The organism is Idiomarina sp. Sol25 (assembly GCF_033052775.1).
Taxonomy (GTDB): domain Bacteria; phylum Pseudomonadota; class Gammaproteobacteria; order Enterobacterales; family Alteromonadaceae; genus Idiomarina.
Genome location: NZ_JAUPEW010000002.1, coordinates 371,745 through 390,521, shown reverse-complemented (window position 1 = coordinate 390,521; position 18,777 = coordinate 371,745). Strand labels below are relative to the sequence as shown.

At 46.8% G+C, this 18,777-nt stretch carries 18 protein-coding genes and 1 rRNA gene; 12 read left to right on the top strand and 7 right to left on the bottom strand.

From position 1 onward, the window contains the following. Nucleotides 1–218 precede the first annotated feature (218 nt). The 6 genes from rrf to Q5L94_RS05905 all read left to right on the top strand — a co-directional run bounded on the left by rrf (nucleotide 219) and on the right by Q5L94_RS05905 (nucleotide 6,922). Nucleotides 219–334: ribosomal RNA gene (gene rrf, locus Q5L94_RS05930) — 5S ribosomal RNA — on the top strand. Nucleotides 335–515: 181 nt separating this feature from the next. Further along, the gene (locus Q5L94_RS05925) at nucleotides 516–2,939 is read left to right on the top strand and encodes a TonB-dependent receptor (protein WP_317497516.1); all 2,424 of its coding nucleotides are present in this window, start codon (nucleotides 516–518) and stop codon (nucleotides 2,937–2,939) included. Between the two features lie 178 nt (nucleotides 2,940–3,117). Further along, nucleotides 3,118–3,435: a hypothetical protein gene (locus tag Q5L94_RS05920; protein ID WP_317497515.1), complete on the top strand. Its 318-nt coding sequence runs from the start codon at nucleotides 3,118–3,120 to the stop codon at nucleotides 3,433–3,435. A gap of 46 nt (nucleotides 3,436–3,481) precedes the next feature. Continuing rightward, a complete protein-coding gene (locus Q5L94_RS05915; RefSeq protein ID WP_317497514.1) occupies nucleotides 3,482–3,895 on the top strand; it encodes a copper chaperone PCu(A)C in 414 nt (137 codons plus the stop codon). A 27-nt stretch (nucleotides 3,896–3,922) separates the two neighbouring features. Beyond that, complete coding sequence (locus tag Q5L94_RS05910; protein ID WP_317497513.1) at nucleotides 3,923–4,612, top strand: TIGR04219 family outer membrane beta-barrel protein; 690 nt, start codon at nucleotides 3,923–3,925, stop codon at nucleotides 4,610–4,612. Between the two features lie 96 nt (nucleotides 4,613–4,708). After that, on the top strand, nucleotides 4,709–6,922 hold the full coding sequence (locus Q5L94_RS05905; protein ID WP_317497511.1) for an EAL domain-containing protein: 2,214 nt from the start codon (nucleotides 4,709–4,711) through the stop codon (nucleotides 6,920–6,922). On the opposite strand, the gene Q5L94_RS05900 is transcribed toward Q5L94_RS05905, so the two are convergent. The 5 genes from Q5L94_RS05900 to Q5L94_RS05880 all read right to left on the bottom strand — a co-directional run bounded on the left by Q5L94_RS05900 (nucleotide 6,919) and on the right by Q5L94_RS05880 (nucleotide 10,963). Continuing rightward, nucleotides 6,919–7,392 carry a DUF3299 domain-containing protein gene (locus Q5L94_RS05900; RefSeq protein WP_317497510.1) on the bottom strand — a complete coding sequence of 158 codons (474 nt, stop codon included), beginning with the start codon at nucleotides 7,390–7,392 and terminating at the stop codon, nucleotides 6,919–6,921. The two genes, Q5L94_RS05905 and Q5L94_RS05900, sit on opposite strands and share 4 nt — an antisense overlap. Continuing rightward, nucleotides 7,389–8,630, bottom strand: a complete 1,242-nt coding sequence (locus Q5L94_RS05895; RefSeq protein WP_317497509.1) for an ABC transporter permease — start codon at nucleotides 8,628–8,630, stop codon at nucleotides 7,389–7,391. The genes Q5L94_RS05900 and Q5L94_RS05895 overlap by 4 nt, the downstream gene beginning before the upstream one ends. Then, complete coding sequence (locus Q5L94_RS05890; protein ID WP_317497532.1) at nucleotides 8,627–9,322, bottom strand: ABC transporter ATP-binding protein; 696 nt, start codon at nucleotides 9,320–9,322, stop codon at nucleotides 8,627–8,629. Before Q5L94_RS05890 ends, Q5L94_RS05895 begins: the two co-directional genes overlap by 4 nt. A gap of 27 nt (nucleotides 9,323–9,349) precedes the next feature. Continuing rightward, nucleotides 9,350–9,880 carry an inorganic diphosphatase gene (gene ppa, locus Q5L94_RS05885; protein ID WP_317497508.1) on the bottom strand — a complete coding sequence of 177 codons (531 nt, stop codon included), beginning with the start codon at nucleotides 9,878–9,880 and terminating at the stop codon, nucleotides 9,350–9,352. A gap of 99 nt (nucleotides 9,881–9,979) precedes the next feature. After that, nucleotides 9,980–10,963 (bottom strand): class 1 fructose-bisphosphatase, encoded by a 984-nt coding sequence (locus tag Q5L94_RS05880; RefSeq protein ID WP_317497507.1) that lies wholly within the window; start codon nucleotides 10,961–10,963, stop codon nucleotides 9,980–9,982. 150 nt (nucleotides 10,964–11,113) lie between these two features. On the opposite strand from Q5L94_RS05880, the gene mpl reads away from it, so the two are divergent. From mpl to panP, 6 genes are read left to right on the top strand one after another with little or no spacing between them, the layout of a single operon-like run. Next, the gene (mpl, locus tag Q5L94_RS05875) at nucleotides 11,114–12,451 is read left to right on the top strand and encodes a UDP-N-acetylmuramate:L-alanyl-gamma-D-glutamyl-meso-diaminopimelate ligase (RefSeq protein ID WP_317497506.1); all 1,338 of its coding nucleotides are present in this window, start codon (nucleotides 11,114–11,116) and stop codon (nucleotides 12,449–12,451) included. 23 nt (nucleotides 12,452–12,474) lie between these two features. Beyond that, nucleotides 12,475–13,095, top strand: coding sequence for a flavin prenyltransferase UbiX (locus Q5L94_RS05870; RefSeq protein ID WP_317497505.1), 621 nt, complete (start codon nucleotides 12,475–12,477; stop codon nucleotides 13,093–13,095). An 8-nt stretch (nucleotides 13,096–13,103) separates the two neighbouring features. Next, entirely contained in the window at nucleotides 13,104–14,033 is a 930-nt protein-coding gene (locus Q5L94_RS05865) for an ABC transporter ATP-binding protein (RefSeq protein ID WP_317497504.1), read from the top strand. Next, complete coding sequence (locus Q5L94_RS05860) at nucleotides 14,030–14,809, top strand: ABC transporter permease (protein WP_034822007.1); 780 nt, start codon at nucleotides 14,030–14,032, stop codon at nucleotides 14,807–14,809. The genes Q5L94_RS05865 and Q5L94_RS05860 overlap by 4 nt, the downstream gene beginning before the upstream one ends. Further along, entirely contained in the window at nucleotides 14,809–15,483 is a 675-nt protein-coding gene (gene trmB / locus Q5L94_RS05855; protein ID WP_317497503.1) for an SAM-dependent methyltransferase, read from the top strand. Before Q5L94_RS05860 ends, trmB begins: the two co-directional genes overlap by 1 nt. Further along, nucleotides 15,484–17,133: a pyridoxal-dependent aspartate 1-decarboxylase PanP gene (gene panP, locus Q5L94_RS05850; RefSeq protein WP_317497502.1), complete on the top strand. Its 1,650-nt coding sequence runs from the start codon at nucleotides 15,484–15,486 to the stop codon at nucleotides 17,131–17,133. On the opposite strand, the gene panC is transcribed toward panP, so the two are convergent. Next, nucleotides 17,126–17,971: a pantoate--beta-alanine ligase gene (gene panC / locus Q5L94_RS05845; protein WP_317497501.1), complete on the bottom strand. Its 846-nt coding sequence runs from the start codon at nucleotides 17,969–17,971 to the stop codon at nucleotides 17,126–17,128. The two genes, panP and panC, sit on opposite strands and share 8 nt — an antisense overlap. Continuing rightward, complete coding sequence (gene panB / locus Q5L94_RS05840) at nucleotides 17,968–18,768, bottom strand: 3-methyl-2-oxobutanoate hydroxymethyltransferase (RefSeq protein WP_317497500.1); 801 nt, start codon at nucleotides 18,766–18,768, stop codon at nucleotides 17,968–17,970. The genes panC and panB overlap by 4 nt, the downstream gene beginning before the upstream one ends. Nucleotides 18,769–18,777 lie beyond the last annotated feature (9 nt).

Below are 18,777 nucleotides of genomic sequence, written 5' to 3'. Positions count from 1 at the left end.
TAGGCGGGGTGTGGAAGCGTAGTAATGCGTTGAGCTAACCCGTACTAATTGCCCGTGAGACTTAACCATACAACACCCAAGGTGTTTGGAGCGTTACGCACAAGCGAGCGACTTTACCGAATAAATAGCCTGATGTTCACATCAGGTGAGATAGTGAATTCAACAGAGTGGCTTTTACTTAAAAAGCAGTCAGTTTTTACATGTTGTGACAGTTTATGTCTGGCGGCCATAGCGGTGTGGCACCACCTGAATCCATTCCGAACTCAGAAGTGAAACACACCAGCGCCGATGGTAGTGTGGGGTCTCCCCATGCGAGAGTAGGTCACCGCCAGACTACAAATAGAGAACCCCAGCCCAACCGGCTGGGGTTTTTTTATGTCTGTTCCTCGGCCAGCTCTGCCGAGCCCAGAGTATCAGGCTGCTATAACTTTTGCTTATACCTAATTGCTTTCCAGACTGAACCAAACTCCCAATTTACTGCTATATTCCCTGTAATAATTATTAGGGAGAGCAGTATGAAACGTTTTAATGCAATTACACTTGCCTTAGCAAGTTCATTTTTCATAACGCCAGTTGCTTCAGCGCAACAAGACTCGGAAGCTAACAATGTCGAAGAAGTGATTCAGGTTGTAGGGTCCCGCTTATCAATGCGAACCGCAACAGACGGTGCTGCACCGGTAGATATAATCAGCGCTGACGACTTAGCAGCTACAGGCATGACAGATACAGCAAAAGCTTTACAGTATGCAGTGCCGAGCTTTAACTTTCCTTCATCGTCGATTACCGACGGTAGTGACGCGGTTAAACCTGCCTCTTTAAGAGGTTTATCGCCGGACCATACGCTGGTTCTTATAAATGGCAAGCGACGTCATAGTTCTGCTCTGGTTCACCTTAATGGAACAACGGGTCGTGGTAGCTCAAATGTCGATTTGAACGCAATACCTATGGTGGCAATCAAGCGTATTGAAGTTTTACGGGACGGTGCCGCCGCTTTATACGGTTCAGATGCCATAGCTGGGGTTATTAATATCGTTCTAAAAGATAACGCACAGGGTGGTAGTGCCAGTTTACAGCTTGGACAAACACACAAAGGCGATGGTGAACAGTGGCGTGCATCCGCCAGTACTGGTTTTGCCGTTGGTGAAGACGGAGCTTTGACCATTTCTGGCGAGCTTCATCATAAAAACCGTACCAATAGAGCGGGACCTGATACTCGTCAACAATATCCATCACTTCCAGACGGTAGCGATGATCCGAGAGAAGAAACTTTTGATAGACAGAGCTTTCATATTGGCCAAGCTGAATATAAGAATGCCTCTTTATTTGCTAATTTCGATATGACTTTAGGTGAAGGACGTCTGTATGCTTTTGGCGGTATGAGCGACCGTAAATCAGAATCTGGTGCGTTTTATAGAAGGGCAATTCAAAATAATACGCTTACTGAAATTTATCCAGATGGTTTTTTGCCTATTTTAGCTCCTGACGTTAAGGATTACTCTGCATACGCTGGTTATGAATGGTATATCGGAGAGTGGACTCTAGATTTTAGCGGTGGCTATGGGCGTAGTAAATTTCAATACAACGTTAAGAACTCTCTAAACGCATCTCTAGGTCCAGAACTGACGCCAACCTCCTTTGAGGCGGGCACACTAAAAAACGAGGAAGCTAGTCTCACATTCGATGCCCAACGCTTCGTTCCGTTTGTTAATAACTCTGATTTATCAATAGCATTTGGCGTTAGTTACAGAGATAACACTTACGAAATAAAAGCAGGTGACGAAGCGTCTTATATGGACGGAGGTTACGAAGGTCGTCCGGGCGGAAGTCAGGGCTATACAGGCTTTAAACCCGATGCGGAAGTCAACCAGAGTCGTGATAATGTCGGAGTTTACCTGGAGATTGAAAACCAGTTGACGACAGACTTTATGTGGGGAGCTGCCGTACGTCACGAAGACTATTCGGATTTTGGCAATAATACCAGCTGGAAAGTCTCCGGTCGTTATGACATTACTGACCGAATCGCCGTACGTGGGGCATTAAATACCGGCTTCAGAGCTCCGAGTGTGCAGCAACTTTATTTTACTAATATATCAACATTTGCCGTAGATGTTGATGGTGAAACGGTTCTGCAACAGTCTGGAACGTTTAATTCTCTGAGTCCGGTTACGGAGGCTTTGAATATCCCTGATCTTGAGCCGGAAGAATCTGAAAGTGTCAGTGCCGGCATCGTTTGGAATGGTTATGACGGTTTGGCAATTACTTTAGACTATTTCCGGATTAATATTGACGATCGTATTATCTTATCGAACCAAGTATTCCCGAGTGATTCACCAGCAGTAGCGAACGCCCTGAGCACTGTTTCAGCCGAAAATGCCAAATTCTTTATTAATGCTGTTGATACAAAAACGGAAGGTTTGGATATTGTTGCCAGCAAAACATTTAACTTAAATGATTTTGGTGAGTTAAAAGCACAATTAGCGTATGGCTTCAACAATACTGAAATAGAGTCCATCAATCTGCCTCCATTATTTGACGGTATTGAGTCGGTATTGTTTGATTATGATGAAAAAATACGTATGACGGATTCTACGCCTGATCACAGCGGATCTATTGGCTTTACTCATTCCTTAGGTAATTGGAGAACCGATTTACGGTTCAATTATTTTGGAACTTATATTATTGGAGATTACGATTCTGGCGAAACCGCAGAAGAAGCTAACGAGTCGTATGGTCCGAATTGGATAACGGATATTTCGGTTAGATACGCATTCTCTGACCAGTTGAGTCTTGTTATTGGTGGCCAAAACATCTTTAGCGAATACCCGGAAGAACAACCAGTACAAAGTGCATTTGATACGATATTCAAGTATCCAAATACTAACTCTCCTATCGGGTTCAACGGTGGCTACTTCTATTCGGAAGTTGAATATAAGTTTTAATCATTTTCCAGAAGTGATATTAGTAAAAACCGCCAATAATTGGCGGTTTTTTTATTTTAGGATGAAATGTTATTTTCTAACTTATTGAAAAATATAATATAAATAGTTGGCACAGTAGTTGTATTCGGGATTAGAAAAGTAAGTATAGTTAAAATTGCCCACTATTGGAGTTATTGTCATGTCGAATCGTAGCTTTGGCTGGTTATTAGTTTTATCTGTTATTGGTTTAGCGTTTTTCGCTGAAGAGATATTTTCAGTTTTTGGAATGGTTTTCGGCTCGGTGATTGAGTTCTCGGTTACTTTGTTGATCAGCTTATTTTTTGTTGGTTTAGTATTTTTCGTGGTAGTCACGATATTCGGTAGCGTGCTTTTAGGCGCTGGGGCAGCATTTATTGCCCTAATATTAAGTGGAATCGGCTTTTTCTGGCCGCTGATTCTCTGCGTCCTGGTTCTTTACTTTATATTTCGCAAACCAAAGGTTTCTAGAACAGGCTAATCACGTGTAATATACAGCCTAAGTTAAATCTAATAAGGCTTAGGCAATGTTTAAAACACTAGTTGCTGTATTAAGTTTGTTACCGCTTATAGTCTCCGCCGAGACATTAAAAGTTGATGACGCATGGGCTCGTGCGACTATCCCGGGAACCGAAAATGGCGCGGCTTACGCCACACTCGAAAACCTGAAAGATGCCCCGGTCGAAATTACCCGCATTAGCTCAGACGTCAGTAAAGTAGCCGAAGTACATCGACACACAATGTCTGGCGATGTAATGAGAATGGAAAAGGTTAAAGCGCTGTCTATTGCTCCTGGGGAAACAATTAAGTTTCAGCCAGGAGGATATCACTTTATGTTATTTGGCTTAAAATCTCCGCTTGAAGCTGAAGAGAACTTTTCTCTGACCTTACATTTTGAATCAGGCGCCAAACAAACCATTCAATTTCTAGTGAAGAAATAAAGAATCCGACATCTAATAGGAAGAGTTATGTATAAAAAAACATTAGTGTTAGCCGTAGCGTTAGCGGTTGCTCCTGCCAGCGCTTTGGCTGATACCGTTTTTGGTGTTTATGCCGGCGGACAATTCTGGAATGCCGATACTGAAGGCGAGTATGCTTTGGGTTCTAACTTAATAGAGCCAAATTTCGAGAATGAAAACCAAAGCAGTTACTACATTGCACTGGAACATCCGGTTCCATTTATCCCAAATATTAAAGTCCGGGAAAATAGTTTAGAAGTTACCGGCACCTCTGGGAAAAATGATTTTAGTCATAGAGATTACATTTTTTACTACGAAATTTTCGATAATGATTTAGTCTCATTTGATATTGGCGTCAATGCTATGGATTTCGACGACAGTTTGTGGGTACTCAGTAGCGATACTATTGGACGCCAGGAATTTTCTGTTGTTGTACCTACAGCCTATGCAGCAGCGCGAGTGGGAATACCCGCTAGCGACTGGACCTTCTTTGCTGATGCCAGTGCACTTAGCGTGAAAGACAGTAAAGTTCAGGATGCGCAAATTGGTATCGAATATCGTTTAGTTGATAATTTAGCTGTCGATGTGAGCCTTAATGCAGGTTATCGCCACTCGGTGATAGAGCTGGATGATGTCGATAATATTTATTCAGATGTGACCTTTAAAGGTCCATTTGTTGGAGTCGAAGTTCACTTTTAATCGATTAATTAGACTATTCAAAGCTTGCAGGTCGTTCAGCATATAAGCTAAATTGTTATATGTTTGTAATTTCTTATAGATGGATGGCCTCAACGCATGGTCAGTAGTCAAGATGAACCGCTGTTTCTTCACGACGACGATGAAGTTACTCCGGCAGAGTACAGTAAAGGTTTCTGGAAAATTCTGATTGTTGATGATGATCAGGAAATTCATGCGGTCACTAAAATGGCGCTTGCTGATGTTATTATAAGTGGCCGCCAGCTAGAGTTCTTCCATGCTTATAGTGGTAGTGAAGCGCTTGATCGCCTGACAGAACATGACGACATCGCCATGGTATTGCTTGATGTTGTAATGGAAACCGATGACGCCGGTTTAAAAGTGGCTCAGGCCATTAGGGAGCAGTTAGGCAATGACGAGATTCGGATTGTGCTGCGAACAGGGCAACCGGGTTATGCTCCCGAAGAGAGTGTTGTAAAAAATTATGATATTAACGACTACAAGACAAAAACAGAACTTACAAGAAGCCGTCTTTTAACCACTGTATTTTCCGCTGTTCGCTCGTATCAGCAACTTTGCACCATTAACGAAAATCGTCGTGGTTTGCGTAAAATCATTCACTCGGCTTCCAACTTAATGGAAAAACATTCCATTGTTAACTTTTCTGAAGGTGTAGTCACACAAATTGCTTCTTTGCTTGGCTTACGCGCTGAAGGGATTGTTGGTGCCAGAGCGCCTCATAAAAACAATGATATTCTGGTACTAGGAGCTGCCGGGCACTTCGCCGATAGTATTAATAAGAGTTTATCCACTCTTAACTCTGAAGAAATAGAAAAAAATGTCATAAAATGCCTGAGTGAACAGCGCCATATTCATACAGACACCGCGACGGTCTTCTTTATTGATGGCCAGGCGCATCAGGCGGCTGCCTACATAGAAACCCAAAATGCTGTAGCTGGGTATGATCAGGAGTTGCTGGAAGTCTTTTTAGCCAATATTGCGGTTGGCTTCGAGAATGCAAATTTATTCGAAGAACTGCGGACTGCAGCGTACCTTGACCCTTTAACCGGCATTCCTAATCGAGCCGAGTTTACACGGTGTCTTCAAGCTCTGTCTGAAAAGTCGGATAAGGATAAAATGATCGCTGTCATCGACATCGACCACTTTTCTGATGTTAACGATGGATTAGGGCAGGATGTGGGTAACTTACTGTTGCGAGCTGTGGCTCTGCGTCTCACGGACCAACTTGGCGATAAAGTCTTTGTTTCGCGTATTGCTGCCGATGTATTCGGCATTTACGGTCCTGCGAATATTGTCACTCCTAGCGCTTTTAGCGAGCTTTTTGCCCTACCTTTTAGAGCGGGAGAGCATTATATCCCGTTGCGGGTAACCTGTGGTTTTGCTTCAGCAGGAAACCCCGAGAACGTTAATGGCAAAGGGTTGTTGAAACAAGTTTATATTGCTTTGAAAAATGCAAAAAATAACTCTTTTGACCGCTATAACTATTATGAACCGTCGATGGAACAAGAGACTCAGCGTCGTCTTCATCTGGTCCGCCGGCTGCGTGCCGATTTTGCCAATAGAAAATTGCAGGTTTGGTATCAGCCACAAGTTGAGCTGAGAACAAAGAAAGTTGTAGGTGTAGAAGCGCTTTTACGGTGGCCTCAAAGCAACGGTTCTTTTATTTCTCCTGCAGAGTTTATCCCGTTAGCGGAGTACTCGGGGCTCATTGTGGAAATTGGCTCTTGGGTTATTGAAGAAGCTTGTCGCCAAATTAATGCTTTTGATGAAATTGGTCTGCCGCAGCTTCAGGTTGCGGTTAATGTTTCAGTACCACAATTTCGGAAGCGCGACTTCCCCGAGTTAGTCGAAAAGCAAATAGAGCAGTGGGGAATTGATCCGAATCGAATTGAGTTAGAAATTACAGAAAGTATCGTGATGGAAGACCCTGATTTAGTTGCCGATATGTTAAGGCGTTTGAAACAGCAAGGTATTCAGGTAGCAATTGATGACTTCGGTGTTGGCTTTTCATCGCTCAGTTACTTACAAAAACTGCCGCTAGATAGAATTAAAATAGACAAAACTTTCGTCAATAATTCAGACGAGAAAAGCGGTAAGATCATCATAGAAACTATTGTCGATATGGCTCGCCGTTTAGGTTTAAAAGTGCTGGCCGAAGGCATCGAAGAACAAGCTCAACTGGATTACTTTTTAGGGTTGGAGTGCACTGAGGGGCAAGGTTTTTTCTTTGCTAAACCAATGCCCGCTGACCAGTTGATCCGCTTGTTACAAAAGCAAATGAGTTACTCTTAGTTATAGACTTCTACGTTGTCGGCTTCCATCTGGTAGCCTACAACCGCAAGGTCACCTTCTTTGCGTTCTACCTTAATGGTGCCTTCTATCCAAACGGCATCATAAGTGTTTTCGTAGGGAACGCCCTCAGCGTATTTAACATGAATAATTTGGTTGGGCGGTGGTGGCGGCACATGAATGCACGCGCCAAAATAAGGCACCAGTAAAAATTCAGTGACGTTATCGGCGTCCCCTTCCAGTTGCACAACATAACCGGGAATACGCACTTTCTTACCGTCCAGGGCTTCAACTACCGGTGCATCCAGGTTGGTTTGCCGGTCTTCTTCGGGGTTCGCGTCATAGTATGACTGAGGCTTTACCGGAGGTGGAGTAAACCCTTCAGGAATAAGATCTTTCCAGCCAATTTTTTCAGCAGCCGCGAACGCGGGAAGGGTTAGCATTAAAAGTGCAACCGCGAATAACTTCTTCATATTTTCACCGTAAGTCCATCTGCAAGAGATTGGCGATACGCACGCCATGCGGGTATTAAACTTAACATAAAGCCGACAGTAATCACGAGAGCTATGCGCCACCACTCACTCATGCTGGGCCAGGAGCTGGTGAAGATTAACCCGGTTTGCGACTGAATAACGCCGGCCAACGACCATTGCAGGCCATATAGCAGGAGTAAGCCAGAGAACGCACCAACCACGGTAAGTAGCAGAGCTTCACTAAGTAACAAGCCGAATATGGTTCCGGGGCCTGCGCCCACAGCTCTTAAGACCGCCATTTCTCGACGGCGTTCCCTTAAGCTAGCAAGCATAATGGTCAGCATACCCAGAAGACCAATCAGTACCACCATAGCGGAGATGGCGGTTAATGCCTGCTCGAACACTCTTAAGGTTTTCCATAGTTGCTGCAGTGTCATACCCGGCAGCAGGGCAGTTAAGGGTTCTTTGTCGTAGGTATTGATTTGACGTTGTAAGCGCAACGCCAAAGGCTTGGCCTTTAAGCCGAGTAGTGCGGCACTGATACTTTCAGCCCGGGCCTCGCTATGATGCTCGTGGCTTTGGTCATGCTCTTCGTCGTGCCCGGTTCCACCGCCGTGAATCATCTCCAGGCTGTGCAAGGTTACCAACACCGCTTGATCAACCGGGGTTCCTGTCCGTTGCAGGACGCCAGTAACCGTCAATGGATGCTCATCGTGTTCGCTAAAGCTAATGCCGCCACTGCCGTGGGCAATAATAATATCGTCACCAATGGCTTTTGACAGCTTCTCGGCTGCGTCAGCTCCTAATACAACGTCTTCATCTGAGGCAAAAGGCTGGCCTTGTGAAAACGCTAAAGGCTGCTTATCAGCATATTTAAAGTGTTCAAAATACGCATTGGTTGTGGCTACAACCGGCAACCCCTGAACACTGTCACCCAGCGAAATTGGCACGGCCCAACTGACTTCAGGGCGGCTACTAATTTCGGCAAAGCTCTCCCAGCTCATGTTGTTGGTCATGCTGCCAATATGAAAGACAGAAGACAGCAACAACTGTGTCTGTCCGGTTCTGGCGCCAACAATTAAGTCCGTACCAGAAACCGTATTAGCAAAATGACTTTGTACCTGTTCACGGACACGCTCCACTGCCAGTAATAGGGTGACACTGACAGCAATCGCTATAACAGTTAAAAGTACGCTCGCGCGTCGGTTCAGTAAGCTCTTCAGGGCAAGGCGGATCATGGTTTAGCCCCCGCCCGATTAAGTTCGTTAAGCTCGACGTGTTTTTCAAAATAAGAAGACAAAGCGGCGTCATGAGTCACAAAAATAACCGTGGTGTTATTCTGGCTACTCAGCTCAAGTAATAATTGGATAAAGGTATCCCGGTGCTCAGCATCCAGTGCCGAGGTTGGTTCATCCGCTATCAGCAGTTTAGGTGCACCCAGTAAGGCTCTGGCAGCTGCTACCCGTTGTTGCTGACCAACGCTGAGGGTATGAGCCTGTTGCTGAATTTGTTCTGAGGATAAACCTAAGCGTTTTAGCATTTCCAATGCAGTCGCTTCTGCCGATGTTCCCTGCTCAGCTAAACGTTGTCTGCGCTTTTGCGAGAACTGACAGGCGAGTAAGGCGTTGTCTAAGGCGGATAAATAGGGCAACAGATTAAATTGCTGAAATATATAGCCAATATTATCAGCACGATAACGGTCTCGTTGTCTGCCGGACAAACTGGAAAATGCAGTATCAAACAGGTCTAACCGACCCTGTTCAGGTGTATTAATGCCGGCCAACAGCGATAGTAATGTTGATTTTCCACTACCGCTGGGGCCGCGCAACAGCACCGTTTCGCCCTGTTTTACCTGCCAGGCAGGAATATCCAGAGTTGGCTTTTGTCCCGCCCAGGAAAAACTCAGTTTTTCTATATTGACGGCATTTATTGCGTCGGTGCTGCTGACCACTTTAAATTACGATTTTTTCGCACGTTCAAAAGAAGACACAATTTCTTCTTTTGCTGCGGCGGCATCACCCCAACCGTCAACTTTAACCCACTTACCTTTTTCCAGCTCTTTGTAACGCTCGAAGAAGTGAGTGATTTGTGCTTTCAGCAACTCAGGCAGGTCATCAACGTCATTGATGTGATCGTATTCTTTGGTCAGCTTACTAACCGGAACTGCGATAACTTTCGCGTCTTCACCTGACTCGTCAGTCATTTTCAACACGCCAACCGGGCGGCATTTAATAACAGAGCCAGCTTGCAGCGGGTACGGAGTCGGGACGAGTACGTCTACCGGGTCACCATCCAGAGACAGCGTCTGGTTAACAAAACCGTAGTTGGCCGGATAAAACATAGCGGTCGCCATAAAACGGTCAACCCACAATGTACCGGTGTCTTTATCAACTTCGTATTTAATCGGATCGGCGTTTGCCGGGATCTCGATGATGACGTTAACTTCTTCTGGCATGTTTGAGCCAGCCGTTACGTTTCCTAAGCTCATAGTACTTCCTGCTGTAGTAATAAAATAATAAAAAAAGGTACTGCGCGATTATAGCGGCTCGGGCCACTCACGCAATAGCCACGCAATATCGACATCCGTCTAATACGGTTTTGGATACTGACTATGGTACTCCATGCACACACTCACTTCATTAGCAGAGCCCATAACCACCGAGACGCGCTGGTGAATATGTTCTGGCACAATTTCTAATAAACGGCTGTAGCCGTCGGTGGCTTTCCCGCCGGCTTTTTCCACCAGCATTGCCATGGGTGCGGCTTCGTATAAAAGGCGCAGCTTAAAGGGTTTTTCCGGTTTCCGGGCATCCCAGGGGTAAGTGAATAAACCACCACGCGAAATAACCCGGTGTACATCAGAGACCATCGCAGCATTCCAGCGCATATTAAAGTTCTTGCCGCGCGGGCCTTCTTCGCCTTCCAGCAAGTCGCTAATGTATGCGCGGATAGGGTCAGCCCAGTGACGGCGGTTCGACATATTAATAGCAAACTCTTTGGTATCTTTCGGGATTTCCGCTTTCTCATGGGTCAACAAGAATTCACCAACGGTCTGATCCAGAGTGTAAATTCGCACCGCTTTACCGGTCGTCATAACCAGCATAGTTGCGGGGCCATACAAGACATAACCGGCAGCAACCTGAGCCTTACCTGGTTGCAGGAACATGTTCTCGCTGGTCTCTTCGCCCTCAGGCTTACGCAGAATAGAGAAAATAGTACCCACACCACCGTTAATGTCGATGTTAGAGCTGCCGTCCAGTGGATCAAATGCCACCAGGTAATGGCCTGAGTTCGGGCTTTCGACAATGGAGTCTTCTTCTTCAGAGGCAACCGCATGGACGTTAGGTGACTCAAGCAACAGAGTTTTTAACAGCTGATTGGCGACAACATCGAGCTTCTTTTGCGTTTCGCCCTGAATGTTTTCGTCCAGAGTTGAGCCTAAGACTCCAGCTAATGCGCCCTGATGCAGACGGAAAGAAATTTCCTTGGCTGCAATTTGAATGGTGTTAATAACAGAGATAAGCGATTCGCTGGTTTGATCCGCTCTCAGTGTTGGTAATAAACGTTTCATGAAAGTTCCTGCAGCTCTGGTTATTGGGTGCTAACAAATGTTTGTTCAGAGAGCGCAAATGATACCTTATTTTTTGGTAAAAATCCTGCTTGTCAGCAAGGACGGTGGTACACTTTCGGTATTTTTAAAGCGAACGGATTTAGAAAGCTCATGCACATTCATATTGTTGGGATTTGCGGAACGTTTATGGGAGGCGTGGCCGCCATTGCACAGCAACTTGGTCACCGGGTAACCGGGTCTGATGCTAAGGTCTATCCGCCCATGAGCACGCAACTGGAAAATCTCGGCATTGAATTGATGCAGGGCTACTCGCATAACAATTTAAAGCCATGCCCCGACATAGTGATTATCGGCAACGCGTTAAGCCGTGGTAACGACGAAGTTGAAGCGGTTTTACGGGAGCGTATTCCGTATGTGTCTGGCGCGCAATGGCTGCACGACAACGTATTAACTCAGCATTGGGTATTGGCGGTTGCCGGAACTCACGGAAAAACCACGACTGCGAGTATGCTGGCCTGGATTTTAGAAGATAACGGCTTTGATCCCGGTTTTATGATTGGCGGTGTGCCGGGAAACTTTCCGGTCAGTGCACGTTTAACCGATTCCAACTTCTTTGTGATTGAAGCCGATGAGTACGATACAGCGTTTTTTGATAAACGATCCAAGTTTGTTCATTACGCACCGGATACGTTAATTCTGAATAATCTGGAATTTGATCATGCAGACATCTTCCCAGATTTAGCGGCTATTCAACGACAGTTTGCGCATTTGCTGCGGGTCGTTCCCGACACCGGCCAGGTGATCTCACCCGCGGGCGATAAAGCTCTGGAAGAGGTGCTGAAGCAAGGCTGCTGGAGTCCGGTGGTACGTATGGGTGAGCAGGCTGACTGGCAGGCTAAATTGCTTAAAGCTGACGGTACGGAGTTCGAAGTGCATTACCAGGGTAAATGCATTGCGCAGGTTAGTTGGAACGTATTGGGTACTCATAACGTTAATAATGCCATGATGGCCATTATCGCCGCCGCCCATGTTGGCATAAAAGCTGAGCAGAGTGCGCAGGCGCTAATCCGCTTTAAAAGCCCCAAGCGACGTATGGAGTTATTAGGTGAGCACCGCGGCGTAAAAGTCTTTGATGATTTTGCTCACCACCCAAGCGCGATTAAAACAACCGTATCCGGTTTACGTCAGCATCAGCCTGACAGTCGCATTATTGCGGTACTTGAACCGCGCTCAAATACCATGAAAATGGGCGTTCACAGCGATACTTTGGTTCAGTCATTAGAAGATGCAGACGATGTATTCGTGTTGCAGCCCGAAGGGCTACAATGGCAACTGACCGAAAAAATACCCAAGGCGCATGTGTTTGAGTCGACCGATGACTTGCTGGCAGGGTTGCTGGCTGCAGTCAAAACCGGAGACGCCGTACTTATTATGAGCAATGGCAGCTTCGATGGTTTGCACCAGCGCTTTCTTAAAGCCCTGCAATAACTGAATGACACAGGAACCGTTCAATGAAAACCGACAATAGAATTACTGTTGCGATAACCGGTGCTTCGGGTGCCCCTTACGCGCTGCGTTTGTTACAATGTTTGCTTGATCAGGATCAACAGGTACTGTTGCTCATTTCCAGTGCTGCCCGGGTCGTACTGGCAACGGAGCAGGGTATGCAAATTCCGGCCGCTCCTGACAAAGCAGCGGCAATGCTATGTGAACACTTTTCGGTTGGTGCTGAGCAACTCAAAGTTTACGGCAAAGAAGAATGGTTTTCGCCGGTGGCTTCGGGTTCAGCTGCGCCCGCAAAAATGGTGGTTTGCCCCTGTTCAACCAGCACCTTGTCGTCAATTGCGCATGGCAGCAGTAATACGTTGATCGAGCGCGCCGCCGATGTCGTACTGAAGGAGCGTGGACAATTAATTTTAGTTCCGAGAGAGTCTCCGCTTTCGACAATCCATTTACAAAACATGCTGCAACTCAGTCAGCAGGGCGTAACGATAATGCCGGCAGCGCCGGGCTTCTATCATCAACCAGAAAGCATTGATGATTTAATCGATTTTATGGTGGCCAGAATCCTGGATCATCTTGGCCTTGAGCAGCGTTTAGTCAGCCGTTGGGGCTATGGAAAGGAGTCATAAAGAGATCTATGAAAGCACTAGAAATTACAGGCTTGCGAAAAACATACCGCGGTGGTTTTGAAGCCTTAAAAGGTATTGATTTAGAGGTTGAGGAAGGTGATTTCTATGCACTGCTTGGTCCTAATGGAGCAGGGAAATCGACCACCATCGGAATTATCTCATCGCTGGTAAATAAAACCTCGGGTCAGGTGAAGGTTTTCGGTTACGACTTAGACACGCAGCTCACCGATTTAAAACGCCAAATTGGTTTGGTGCCGCAGGAGTTTAACTTCAATCAGTTTGAAACCGTTCAGCAAATTGTAGTCAACCAGGCGGGTTACTACGGTGTTCCGCGGTCTCTGGCGAAAGAGCGCTCTGAAAAATATCTGCAGCAGCTGGGGTTATGGGATAAGCGCAATGAGCCGGCACGCTCTTTGTCTGGAGGCATGAAACGCCGTCTGATGATTGCCCGCGCATTACTGCACGAACCTAAATTACTGATTCTGGATGAGCCAACGGCAGGCGTTGATATCGAACTGCGCCGGTCCATGTGGGACTACCTGACCAAGATAAACCAGCAGGGTATTACCATTATTCTGACCACGCACTACCTGGAAGAAGCCGAAATGCTGTGCCGTAATATCGGTATTATTGATAGTGGCCGCATTATTGAAAACACGTCAATGAAGCGCTTGCTGGCGCAGCTAAGCCGTGAAACCTTTGTCTTAGATTTAGAACCGGGCCATAACGGTGCAGAAATAGAGAACTTTAATCACCGTTGGACAGATGAGCAGACACTGGAAGTGGAAGTTGATAAAAATGCCGGGCTGAACGCCGTGTTCGAGCAGCTTTCTGCCCAAAAGGTAAAAGTACTGTCAATGCGCAATAAAGCCAACCGTTTAGAGGAATTGTTTGTGTCTATGGTCGAGCAGGGGCGTCAGCAGGAGGAAGCCAAATGAGCCATTCCGCAGCGAATTTTATTGCGTTAAAAACCATCTGGATCAAAGAGTGCACCCGCTTTCTTCGTATTTGGATACAAACTCTGGTGCCGCCGGCAATCACCATGACGCTGTACTTTGTCATTTTCGGTAGCATCGTGGGTGAACGAATTGGTGAAATGAGTGGCGTCGGCTACATGGAGTTCATTGTTCCCGGCCTTATTATGATGTCGGTGATTACCAACTCCTATTCCAATGTGGCGTCATCTTTCTTTAGTGCTAAGTTTCAGCGCAATATCGAAGAGATGCTGGTGTCGCCGGTTCCAACCGCCGTTATTATTGCCGGTTATGTCGGTGGCGGTATGGCCAGAGCCTTGATTGTCGCGGTTATTGTTACTTGTGTGTCTTTCTTTTTTGTAGAAGACATCCAAATTGCTCATATTGGTTACGTGATATTAACGGTCATTTTAACCTCCACCTTATTCTGTCTGGGCGGGTTAATTAATGCCGTTTACGGTAAAACCTTTGACGATATTTCTATCGTTCCGACATTCGTACTGACGCCGCTAACCTATTTAGGCGGTGTGTTTTACTCGGTTAGTCTGTTGCCGGAATTCTGGCAGAAAGTCTCTATGGCAAACCCGGTGTTGTATATGGTTAATGGCTTCCGTTATGGCTTTTTAGGTCAGTCAGATGTGGGTATTGGTCTAGCTATAGCAGTTCTGGTGGGCTTCAATGTGCTGTTCTTTGCGGCGGCTTATTACATCCTCGATAAAGGCATAGGGATCCGCTCCTGATGCAGCAGGCAAGACCGGTTACGACTAACCAGAATGGACCGCATGAAGACACTGAAGCCGCGGTTCGTCGCCATTTAGAAAGTGAGTTTTTGAAACCGATTCAGGAGCACAACCAGCAGGCGTTCGACGAAATTCATGCGCAGGTAATGAGTTGGGGCGGACCTGTTATTCTGGATTCCTGCTGCGGCGTGGGCGAGAGTACGGCAAAACTGGCAGAAATTCACCCTGATGCTATGGTTATCGGCGTTGATAAATCGGCGCATCGGGTTGACCGTCACAGCCACTATCAAACCAGCGAGAATGGTCAGCGGTACTGGGTGGTAAGAGCCGACCTGAATGACTTCTGGCGATTGGCGAACCGGGCCGGATGGCAGCCCCGGCAGCATTGTATTTTTTACCCGAATCCCTGGCCTAAATCGGCTCATTTAGCACGCCGCTGGCATGGTAGCCCGGTATGGAAAGATGTGGTTGCGCTTGGTGGTGAATTGCATATGCGTTCTAATTGGAGCTTATACTTGTTAGAAGTGGCGCAGGCACTTAAGGTGAGCGGGCATTACGCCGATATCTCACTGCTGTCCGATGACGCTGAGCCAATAACCCCTTTTGAACGCAAATATAAGAACAGCGGTCAGGCTTTATGGCAACTGCACGCGAATTTATCTAAGGAGTCTTGATTGAGCCCTAAACCAGAAATAGCGGAAGTGAACCAGGAGTCGTTGTATCGTATTTTTACGATACCTGAGGCTCCTGACTCAACGCTGGGTAAAATCGAAAAGCATCTTTCAGAAAACCTGATGGGTTTTTTAGGTGAACACATTGTTGCCCGGGAAAAACCGCTGCAGGAAATTGAGCGTGACTTTGATAAGTCACAGATACCGGAAGAGCCTGCTTTTGTCTCCGACCATACAGAATTTCTGCTGGATAAGCTGGTCGCTCATTCGGTGCATACGGCGTCACCACGCTTTATTGGGCATATGACATCTGCCTTACCTTATTTTCTGCTGCCTTTAGCTAAACTCATGGTGGGGCTGAATCAGAATCTGGTTAAAATTGAGACGTCTAAAGCCTTCACGCCGCTGGAGCGTAACGTTATTGGCATGATGCATCACTTGGTGTATCAGCAGGATGCGCCGTTTTATAATCGCTGGATGCACAGCGCGCAACATTCTTTGGGAGCTTTTTGCTCGGGTGGAACTATAGCCAATATGACCGCGCTTTGGGTCGCTCGAAATCGCTTGTTGCAGGCTGACGGCGATTTTGCGGGAATTGCCGCAGATGGATTGGCCGCAGGCCTTCAACATTACGGTTATTCAAAGCTAACCGTCGTGGTGTCTGAGCGTGGTCACTATTCCTTAAGCAAAGCAGCTGACGTACTTGGTATTGGTCGCCGAAATTTAGTCTCAGTTGCAACCGACAGCGACAACCGCATTCGCATTGATGAACTGCGTAAAACCTGTGCGCGGATTACAGAAGAGGGCGGCAAAGTGCTTGCTCTTGTGGGCGTTGCGGGTACCACCGAAACTGGGCACATCGATCCTCTCGACGAAATGGCTACTGTAGCAGAAGAAGTGGGTGCACACTTTCACGTTGACGCGGCGTGGGGGGGAGCGACTTTATTGTCCGAACAGCACCGTTCACTACTGGCTGGTATTGAGAGAGCCGACAGTGTCACTATTGATGCGCATAAGCAAATGTATGTCCCTATGGGCGCAGGCGTGGTGCTGTTTAAGAGCCCGTCACTGGTTAAATCGATAGAACATCACGCCGAATATATTATCCGTCAAGGCTCTAAAGATTTAGGGGCACACTCAATGGAAGGTTCACGCGCGGGTATGGCTATGATGGTGTTTTCAGCCATGCACGTTATTGGCCGCCGCGGTTACGAGCTGCTGATTAATAACAGTATTGATAAAGCGCGTTATTTCTCGAAGCTGATTTCTGAGCAGGATGACTTTGAAGTCATTACTGAGCCGGAGCTTTGTATTCTGACCTATCGTTTTGTGCCAGCTAAAGTAAAAAAGGTGCTGGATAAAGCGACACCAGAGCAGCTGGCGCGACTAACTCCGCACTTAAACGCATTGACGCGTTATATTCAAAAACGTCAGCGGGAAAGCGGGCAGTCGTTTGTGTCACGAACTAAATTGACACCTGCTCAATATCATCATGAGCCAACGGTGGTTTTTCGTGTGGTTCTGGCAAACCCATTAACAACCGACGACATGCTTCAGGAAGTGTTATGCGAACAGCGTAAAATTGCGGCAAAAGCCACCAGTTTGCGTGGCGCTTTGCACACTGAAATGCGCGAACTGGGTATGCTTATTTAGTCGCTGTGTTGGTAACCCGTAAGTTATCAATTAAACGCGTTTTCCCCATAAAAGCGGCTGCCAAAATGACCCACTCAGGGTCTTCAGGAGTCGCTTCCTGTAAATCTGCGGCGTTGCGAATACTGAAATAGTCCGGCACAAACCCGGCTTCAGTCAGCTTTTCTTTTGCTGCAGCTTCCAGCTCCCCAAAATGAGTATTTACACTCAGTTTCGCTTTGGTTTCTTCCAGGGTTTTATAAAGCGCCGCCGCTTGCTGCTTTTGCTCTGTGGATAAGTAACCATTACGAGAGCTCATGGCCAGGCCACTGGTTTCCCGCTGTGTGGCTGTTCCCAGAACTTCTACAGGCAGGCTTAGGTCTTGTACCATTAAGCGAATAAGCTGAAGTTGTTGATAATCTTTTTCGCCAAATACGGCCAATTGTGGCTGCACCATATTAAATAGCTTACAGACAACAGTAGCGACGCCGGTGAAGTGCCCCGGGCGACTGGCTCCGCAAAGAATGTCACTAATGCCAGGGACGTCAATTCGCGTCTGTTTGTCGAGCCCGCGGGGATACATATCACTTACCTGAGGGCTAAATACCGCAGAGACCCCTAAAGCATCCAGCGCCTGACAGTCGGCTTTGAGCGTGCGCGGATAACTGTCGAGATCCTCATTTGCACCGAATTGCATCGGGTTGACAAAAATACTGACAACCACGTTGTCGCATCGTTCCAACGCCGTTTTGACCAACTGCAGGTGACCGTCGTGCAGGTTGCCCATAGTCGGTACTAAAGCGACTTCAGACTGCTGTTGACGCCATCTGCGAAGTTCAGCAAGGGATTTTAGAATTCTCATTTGTAGCTATGCTCTGCTGTTGGAAACTCGCCTGAGCGCACCTGTTCTGAATATAAACGGAATGCATCAGCAAGCGAGCCACCCTGAGCTAAAAAGTCTTTGGCAAATTTAGGCAGGTAGTCGCTGTTCATACCGAGCATATCGTGCATGACCAAAATTTGTCCGTCGGTGTCTGCGCCTGCGCCAATACCAATAGTGGGAATAGATACCTGGTCGGTAATACGTTTCCCCAGAGAAGCGGGTACGCATTCCAGAACAAGCAATTGAGCGCCGGCCTCTTCGAGAGCCAAAGCCTGGTTCAGTGTGTCCTCGGCTTGTTGTTGCTCTTTGCCTTGTACTTTATAACCACCAAGAACATTAACCGATTGTGGTAGTAAACCAAGGTGAGCGCACACCGGAATGCCCCGGGTCTTTAAGCCTTCAATGGTTTCAACCAACCAGTGACCGCCTTCCAGCTTTACCATGTTGGCGCCCGCCTGCATTAAAGCTGCGGCGACATCATAGGCTTGCTCAGGTGTGCTATAAGTCATAAAAGGCATGTCTGCTATAACAAAGGCATTGCTCGCGCCACGACGCACACATTGAGTGTGGTAAATCATATCATCGACGGTTACCGGCACCGTTGAGTCGCGACCCTGGACAACATTACCCAGTGAATCGCCCACCAAAATAAAGTCGACGCCCTGCTCGGTCATGAGTTTAGCGAAACTTGAGTCATAGGCGGTGAGGGAGCTGATCTTGGTCCCTTCCTGTTTCATTTTTTGTAACGTTGCAATGCTGGTTTTGGTTGTTGCCATGACGCACCT